General features: G+C 62.4%; 1 protein-coding gene. It reads left to right on the top strand.

Annotated features, from left to right (window positions below):
- On the top strand, window positions 1-752 hold a 752-nt coding region (opgC, locus tag IVB27_RS25145; RefSeq protein ID WP_247445852.1), incomplete at both ends, for an OpgC domain-containing protein.

The following is a 752-nucleotide window of genomic DNA, read 5'->3' as shown; positions in this document are numbered from 1 at the left end:
TTTTTCGCGCCTTTGCTGTGGTTGCTGCTCCGAATGCCGAACGCGACGCTTGGCGCCTCGCTGGCGCTTTATGCGCTGGTGCATATGTTCGGCTGGTCCATGCCGGCGTGGCCGAACGGCCACTGGGCTTTCAATCCACTGGCCTGGCAGCTACCGGCGGTCCTTGGCGCCTGGATGGTAATCGAGGGCGAAAGAGTGCGCCCCTGGCTAACGTCTCGCAAGGCCCTTGTGCCTGCCGCTCTCTATCTGGTCTTCAGCCTTGTCATCGCGTTGAGCTGGAGAATCAAGCCGCTGGAAGCGTTAATCCCGCAGGGCCTAACCAAGTTGGCTTACCCGCTAGACAAATCCAATCTCGATCCGTTGCGTCTATTGCATTTCTTGGCTCTTGCGGTTGTTGCGGTGTGGTTCGTGCCGCCCAATCGGCAAGCATTGACGACTCCGGCGATGCGCGGCGCCATCCTCTGCGGCAAGCACTCGTTGCCAATCTTTTGCCTCGGCGTTCTGCTGACGCTCGCTAGCCTGCTGGCGCTGCTCGACGTATCGGAAGGGCTCGCGATGCAGATCACGCTCAGCGTTGGTGGGATCCTCATGATGATCGTGGCGGCGACGATGCTGAACTTGGTCAAGACCACGCCCAGGACCACGCCCAGGCTGCAGCCGACCGCTGCACTGCCTGTGGGCGTGCGCGCCCAGCCGGACGCCTGGGGCACCGTTGACTGGCGCCCCCTGGAGGCATTTCGCCGAGGATTGCG

It is taken from the genome of Bradyrhizobium sp. 197 (genome assembly GCF_023073375.1).
GTDB lineage: Bacteria > Pseudomonadota > Alphaproteobacteria > Rhizobiales > Xanthobacteraceae > Bradyrhizobium.
This window is presented reverse-complemented; position numbering and strand designations above follow the sequence as displayed.